Here is a 5,770-nt window from a genome sequence, read left to right on the forward strand (position 1 = left end):
GTGCAGATCTGTGACCCCGATCCCGACGGAGCCACGCGCGCCCTCGCCGGCGTCGGCCTGACCGTGTGGGTCGTCGCGCCGCTGCTCTTCTTCGCGCTGCTCTGGCGGCTGCTGCGCCGCGCCCGGCGCGAGGGCGTCTTCGCCGACCGGGTCCCGGCGGGGCTGCGGATGTTGGGTGGACTCCTGCTCGGCTGGGCCGCCCTCGACTTCGTGGTGACCGGCTTCGTCAACGCCGCGCTGCTCAACCGGATGACCGAGGAGGGGCTGGTGCTGTTCTCCTCCGGAGACGCTCCCTGGCTGCTGGTGCTCCTCGGCATCGCCCTGCTGGCCCTCGAGCGGGTGATGGCCCAGGCCGTGGACCTGCGCCACGACGTCGAGGCGACGATCTGATGGTGCGACGGGCCGCCACGGGGCGCGAGGTGGAGGAACCGCACGGGGTGACGGTCCACCTCGACGCCGTGCTCGCCGATCGCGGGATGACCCTCACCGAGCTCGCCGACCGCGTCGGCGTCACGGTGGTCAACCTCAGCGTCCTCAAGAACGGGCGCGCGAAGGCGGTGCGGTTCTCCACCCTGACCCAGATCTGCCGGGTGCTGGAGTGCCAGCCGGGCGACATCCTGCGCGTGGACTGACAGGCTCCTCCCATGATGATCCGGCCCGCCGAGCTGGCGGCGATCAAGGCAGGCACCGTCGACCTCGCGTTCCGCCGGTGGGCGCGGCCGCGGGTGGTGGTGGGCACCAGGATGCGTACGTCGGTGGGCGTCGTCGAGGTGACCTCGATCGAGCGGGCCGGCCGGATCACCGCCGAGGACGCCCGGCGCGCGGGCGCCCCGTCGCTGGCGGCGCTTCGCGAGGCGCTGGCTGCCCGTCCCGAGGAGCCGGCCTGGCGGATCGGGCTGGTCTGGGCGGGCCCGGACCCCCGTGAGGCGCTGCGGGAGTCCGTCCCGGACGCGGACGAGATCGCGGTGATCGACGCCCGGCTCGCGCGCCTCGACCAGGCGTCGTCGTACGGCGCGTGGACCCGCKAGACCCTGGACCTCATCGACCTCAACCCCACGGTCCGCGCCCCCGACCTGGCGGCCCGGGTGGGGCGCGAGACCGCCGACTTCAAGAAGGACGTCCGCAAGCTCAAGGAGCTCGGGCTGACCGAGTCCCTCGACATCGGCTACCTGCTGTCACCGCGCGGCCGCGCGGTCGTCGACGCGGCCCTGGCCGAGCCCCGGGCGCGTGCGCCCCGGCCGAGCGGGACCCCGATCCCCAGGATCGGCGCCCCCRCCACCCGTGCGCTGCGGGCGGCGGGGATCACCACCCTCGAGCAGGTGGCGGAGCGCACGGAGACCGAGCTGGTCGCCCTCCACGGCGTCGGCCCGCTCGCGATCGGGAGGTTGCGTGAGGCGTTGGCCGAGCGGGACCTGGCCTTCGCCGCGCCCGAGTAGCCGGCGCGCGGGCGCGCAGCCCGGAGACCGAATGGTCAGTGCACCAGCAGCCCGACGCCGAGGGCGCCCATGATCACGGCGATGCCGGAGTCCAGCACCCGCCAGGCCGACGGTCGGGCGAAGACGCCGCGCAGCGCGCGCGCACCGAAGCCCAGCGTGGGGAACCAGACCAGGCTGGAGACGATCGCGCCCGCGCAGAACCACCAGCGGTGGTCGCCGAAGCTGTTGGCGACCGTGCCGAGCATGACGACGGCGTCCAGGTAGAAGTGCGGGTTGAGCCACGTGAGGGCGAGGGTGAGCAGGACCGCGCGCCCTACGGACATCGTCGTGCCGCCCTCGGCGTCGAGCGCCACGGGACGCCAGGCGCGCATCGCCGACTGGACCCCGAAGGCCAGTAGGTAGAGGCCGCCGCCGATCTGCGCGACCGGCAGCACGCCGGGCCAGCGCTCCAGGACGACACCGAAGCCGGCCACGCCGGCGGTGAGGGCGGCGATGTCGGAGAGCATGCAGACGACGATCACCGGCAGCACGTGCTCGCCGCGGATCCCCTGGCGGAGGACGAAGGCGTTCTGGGCGCCGACGGCGACGATCAGGGCGAGACCGGTCAGGACACCGGTGAGGAAGATGCTGAACATGTGCAGAACGCTAGGCCGGGATGCATCCTCAATCCAGCGAAGTATTCTGAGGAATCATTAGACTCTCTTAGTATGAAAGATGTCACCCAGATCGACCCCGTGGCCTTGCGCACACTGGCGACCGCGGTCCGGCTCGGCACGTTCGAGGCCACCGCCCGGGAGCTGCACGTGACCCCGTCCGCGGTGAGCCAGCGCATCAAGGCGCTGGAGACCCACGTCGGTCGGGTGCTGGTGCACCGGGTCAAGCCCCTGGAGGCGACCGAGGCCGGCCAGGTGCTGGTCCGGCTCGCGGCCCAGACCGAGCTGCTCGAGCGGGAGGCGGTGGCCGAGCTGCTCGAGGGAGAGGACCCGGGGGAGGACGATCCCTTCGCGGCGGTGCCGATCGCGGTCAACGCCGACGCCCTCTACACGTGGCTCATCGACGCCCTCGTCGAGGTGCAGGCCGCCCACCGGGTCACCTTCGAGATCGTCCGCGAGGACCAGTCGCGCACCACCGAGCGGCTGCGCCGTGGCGACGTGATGGCCGCGGTCACCTCCGACCCGAGGCCCGTGCCAGGCTGCCGCGTCCTGCGGCTGGGCTCGATGCGCTACCGCGCGGTGGCCACCCCGGTCTGGGTCGAGTCGCACCTCCCGGACGGGTCCTCCGCGGCGGCCCTGGGGCGGGTACCGCTCATCGCCTTCGACCGCAACGACACCCAGCAGCACGACTTCCTGCGCAAGGTGACGCGTCGGCACCTGACACCGCCGGTCACGTGGATCCCGTCGGTGGGGGAGTTCGACAACGCCGTCCGCCGGGGGATGGGGTGGGGGATGATCCCCGAGGTGCAGGTCCGGGCCGACCTCGACGCCGGACGGCTGGTCGAGATCGTGCCCGGCCGGCACACCGACGTACCCCTCTTCTGGCAGCACTGGCGCCTCGAGTCGCCACTGATGGCGGACCTGACGTCCGCCATCACCGGCGCGGCGCGCGGATGGCTCAGGTGAGCCGGGACCGGAGGGTCAGAGCACCTTGGAGAGGAACGCCTGGGTGCGCTCGTGCTGGGGGTCGGCCAGCACGGTGGCCGGGTCGCCCTCCTCGACGATGACGCCTCCGTCCATGAAGACCAGCTTGTCGCCGACCTCGCGGGCGAAGCCCATCTCGTGGGTGACGACCATCATCGTCATGCCCTCGGCCGCGAGGTCCTTCATGACGGCCAGCACGTCGCCGACCAGCTCGGGGTCGAGCGCGGAGGTGGGCTCGTCGAAGAGCATCAGGTCGGGCTGCATGGAGAGCGCCCGCGCGATTGCGACCCGCTGCTGCTGGCCGCCGGAGAGGTGGGCGGGGTAGGCCGACTCCTTCTCCGAGAGGCCGACCTTGGCCAGGTTGGCCCGGGCGATCTCGACGGCCTCGGCCTTCTTGCGTCCCGCGACCTTCTCCTGCGCGATGGTGAGGTTGCGCAGCACCGTCATGTGCGGGAACAGGTTGAAGCTCTGGAAGACGATGCCGATGCGCGCACGCAGCTTGTCGACGTCCGCGTCGGGGTCGGTGATCTCGTCGCCCTCGACGAAGATCCTGCCGCTCGTCGGGGTCTCCAGCATGTTGACGCAGCGCAGCAGCGTCGACTTGCCCGAGCCGGACGGGCCGATCACGCACACGACCTCGCCTGCGTTGACGTGGAAGTCGATGCCCTTGAGCACCTCGTTCTCGCCGAAGTACTTGTGGAGGTCCTGGACGTCGATCGCCGCGTCGGAGCGGTTCGACTCAGGGGTGGGCGTGGTCATCAGCGGGCCCTCTCTGCGCGGGCTTCGAGGCGGCGTACGACGATCGCGAGCGGCACCGTGATCAGCAGGTAGCACAGCGAGATCGCGACCAGCGGGGTCAGGTTGTTGGTCTCGTTGAGCTCCTGGCGACCGAACTTGGTGAGCTCGAAGCCGCTGGCCGCGAGGCCGAGGATGTAGACCAGCGAGGAGTCCTTGGTGAGCAGGATCAGCTCGTTGGTCAGCGGCGGCAGGACGATGCGGAAGGCCTGCGGCACGACGATGCTGATCATCGCCCGCGAGTGCGACATGCCCAGGGACCGCGCGGCCTCCATCTGGCCCTTCGGCACCGCCTGGATGCCGGCCCGGATGGTCTCGGCCATGTACGCCGCACCGACCAGGCCCAGCGCGATGGTCACCGTGCCGAGGTTGCCGCCCGGGATCTCGCGGCCGGGGAACGCGATCGGGATGCCGAAGGCGAACGCGATGAAGACCACCAGGGCCGGGACCCCGCGGAAGAACTCGATGACCGCGGTGGCCAGCCACCGGTAGGCCGCCACCGGCGAGAGCCGCATCAGGGCCAGCAGCAGCCCCAGCACGAGCCCGAAGAGGAAGGCGCACGCGGTGTAGATGAGCGTGTTCTTCAGGGCCACCGTGAAGATCTCCGGGACCATCCCGCGGAGGACCTCGGTGTCGAAGAACGCCGTGCGGAGCTGCCCCCAGTCGGCCACCAGGACGAACGCCAGCACCAGCAGCGCCAGGACGGCGTACTGGACGAGGCGGTTGACCCGGGCGCGCTGCCGGGGGCTCATGGRGCTCACTGGGCCGGCGCCTCGCCGAACCACTTCTTGTAGACCTCGTCGTACGTGCCGTCGTCCTGCCCGGACGAGATCACGTCGTTGATCGTGGCCAGGAGCTCGTCGTTGCCGTCCTTCTTCACCGCGAAGCCGTACTGCTCACCGGTGTCGAACTCGGTGGCGACCTCGGTGTCCGGGTTGTCCTGGACGTAGTCGAAGAGCACGCCGTTGTCGTTGATGCCCGCGTCCACCTGGCCGGTCTTGACGGCCGTGGTCAGCAGGGCGAGGTCCTCGAAGGACCGGATCTCGACGTCGTCGGGGGCGTTGTCGTTGGCGTAGATCTCGCCCGTGGTGCCCTCCTGGACGGCGAGGGTCTTGCCGGAGAGGTCCTCGAGCGAGGCGATGCCGGAGTCCTTGGCCACCAGCAGCGCCTGGGTCGCGYCGAAGTACGGCTCGGAGAAGTCGATGACCCGGGCGCGGTCGTCGGTGATCGTCATGCCGGCGGCGGCGACGTCGCACTTGCCGGTGTTGAGGGACTGGCCGGACTGGATGCCCTCGAAGGGGGTGTCGAACACCTCGGTCGTGACGCCGAGCTCCTTGGCGACGAGGTCCATCATGTCGATGTCGAAGCCGACGACGTCCCCGCCCTCGGTGTACTCGAACGGCTCATAGGGCAGGTGCGTGCACACGGTGAGCTTGTCGGCGCTGATGAGCTTGGCGCCGCTGTCGGTGGTGGTCGTCTCGGTGTCCGACGCACAGCCGCTGATGGCGAGGGCGAGCGCTGCCACGCCGAGTCCGCTGGTGATCGCTCGAAGATTCATGCCTGCCACCCTAGACCCGCCCGCGGACGGGGTCATGACCCGGCAGAATGCCCGCATGCCGACCTACGTGGCGTTCCTCCGGGCGATCAACCTCGGTGCGACCCGCAAGTTCCCCAAGGACGCCATCCGCGCGGCCGTCGAGTCGACCGGCGCGCGGGACGTCGAGACCTACATCAACACCGGCAACGTGCGCCTGACCTCCGGCCGGCGCTCGACGACGAGGGTCGCCGCGGACCTCGAGGAGGCGTTCGCCGCAGACCGCGGCTTCGCCGTGCCGACGGTGGTGCTGACCCCGGCAGAGCTGGTGGTCATCGCGGCCGACGCCGAGGAGCTGGCGGCCGGCC

At 70.9% G+C, this 5,770-nt stretch carries 9 protein-coding genes; 5 read left to right on the top strand and 4 right to left on the bottom strand.

All coding sequences use genetic code 11. The features are described from left to right. From ACXJKL_RS12755 to ACXJKL_RS12765, 3 genes are all read left to right on the top strand, one after another. Positions 1-390, top strand: a 390-nt coding sequence (locus ACXJKL_RS12755; protein ID WP_457207418.1) for a DUF2975 domain-containing protein, incomplete at its 5' end; no start/stop codon positions are given. 47 nt (positions 391-437) lie between these two features. Beyond that, a complete protein-coding gene (locus tag ACXJKL_RS12760; RefSeq protein ID WP_457207419.1) occupies positions 438-632 on the top strand; it encodes a helix-turn-helix domain-containing protein in 195 nt (64 codons plus the stop codon). Positions 633-644: 12 nt separating this feature from the next. After that, positions 645-1,436 (top strand): hypothetical protein, encoded by a 792-nt coding sequence (locus ACXJKL_RS12765; RefSeq protein ID WP_457207420.1) that lies wholly within the window; start codon positions 645-647, stop codon positions 1,434-1,436. 35 nt (positions 1,437-1,471) lie between these two features. On the opposite strand, the gene ACXJKL_RS12770 is transcribed toward ACXJKL_RS12765, so the two are convergent. Beyond that, positions 1,472-2,071, bottom strand: a complete 600-nt coding sequence (locus tag ACXJKL_RS12770) for a LysE/ArgO family amino acid transporter (RefSeq protein ID WP_457207421.1) — start codon at positions 2,069-2,071, stop codon at positions 1,472-1,474. Positions 2,072-2,143: 72 nt separating this feature from the next. Here ACXJKL_RS12770 and ACXJKL_RS12775 point away from each other — a divergent pair, with 72 nt between their 5' ends. Next, complete coding sequence (locus tag ACXJKL_RS12775; protein WP_457207422.1) at positions 2,144-3,055, top strand: LysR family transcriptional regulator ArgP; 912 nt, start codon at positions 2,144-2,146, stop codon at positions 3,053-3,055. Positions 3,056-3,070: 15 nt separating this feature from the next. Here the strand turns inward: ACXJKL_RS12775 and ACXJKL_RS12780 are convergent, their stop codons facing one another. From ACXJKL_RS12780 to ACXJKL_RS12790, 3 genes are read right to left on the bottom strand one after another with little or no spacing between them, the layout of a single operon-like run. Beyond that, positions 3,071-3,832 (bottom strand): amino acid ABC transporter ATP-binding protein, encoded by a 762-nt coding sequence (locus tag ACXJKL_RS12780; RefSeq protein WP_457207423.1) that lies wholly within the window; start codon positions 3,830-3,832, stop codon positions 3,071-3,073. Then, a complete protein-coding gene (locus ACXJKL_RS12785; protein ID WP_457207424.1) occupies positions 3,832-4,620 on the bottom strand; it encodes an amino acid ABC transporter permease in 789 nt (262 codons plus the stop codon). The genes ACXJKL_RS12780 and ACXJKL_RS12785 overlap by 1 nt, the downstream gene beginning before the upstream one ends. A 5-nt stretch (positions 4,621-4,625) precedes the next feature. Beyond that, positions 4,626-5,426, bottom strand: coding sequence for a basic amino acid ABC transporter substrate-binding protein (locus tag ACXJKL_RS12790; RefSeq protein ID WP_457207425.1), 801 nt, complete (start codon positions 5,424-5,426; stop codon positions 4,626-4,628). Positions 5,427-5,481: 55 nt separating this feature from the next. Here ACXJKL_RS12790 and ACXJKL_RS12795 point away from each other — a divergent pair. After that, positions 5,482-5,770 (top strand): DUF1697 domain-containing protein (locus ACXJKL_RS12795; RefSeq protein ID WP_457207426.1); only part of this gene is annotated, 289 nt, incomplete at its 3' end.

Source organism: Nocardioides sp. P5_C9_2, from assembly GCF_054049555.1.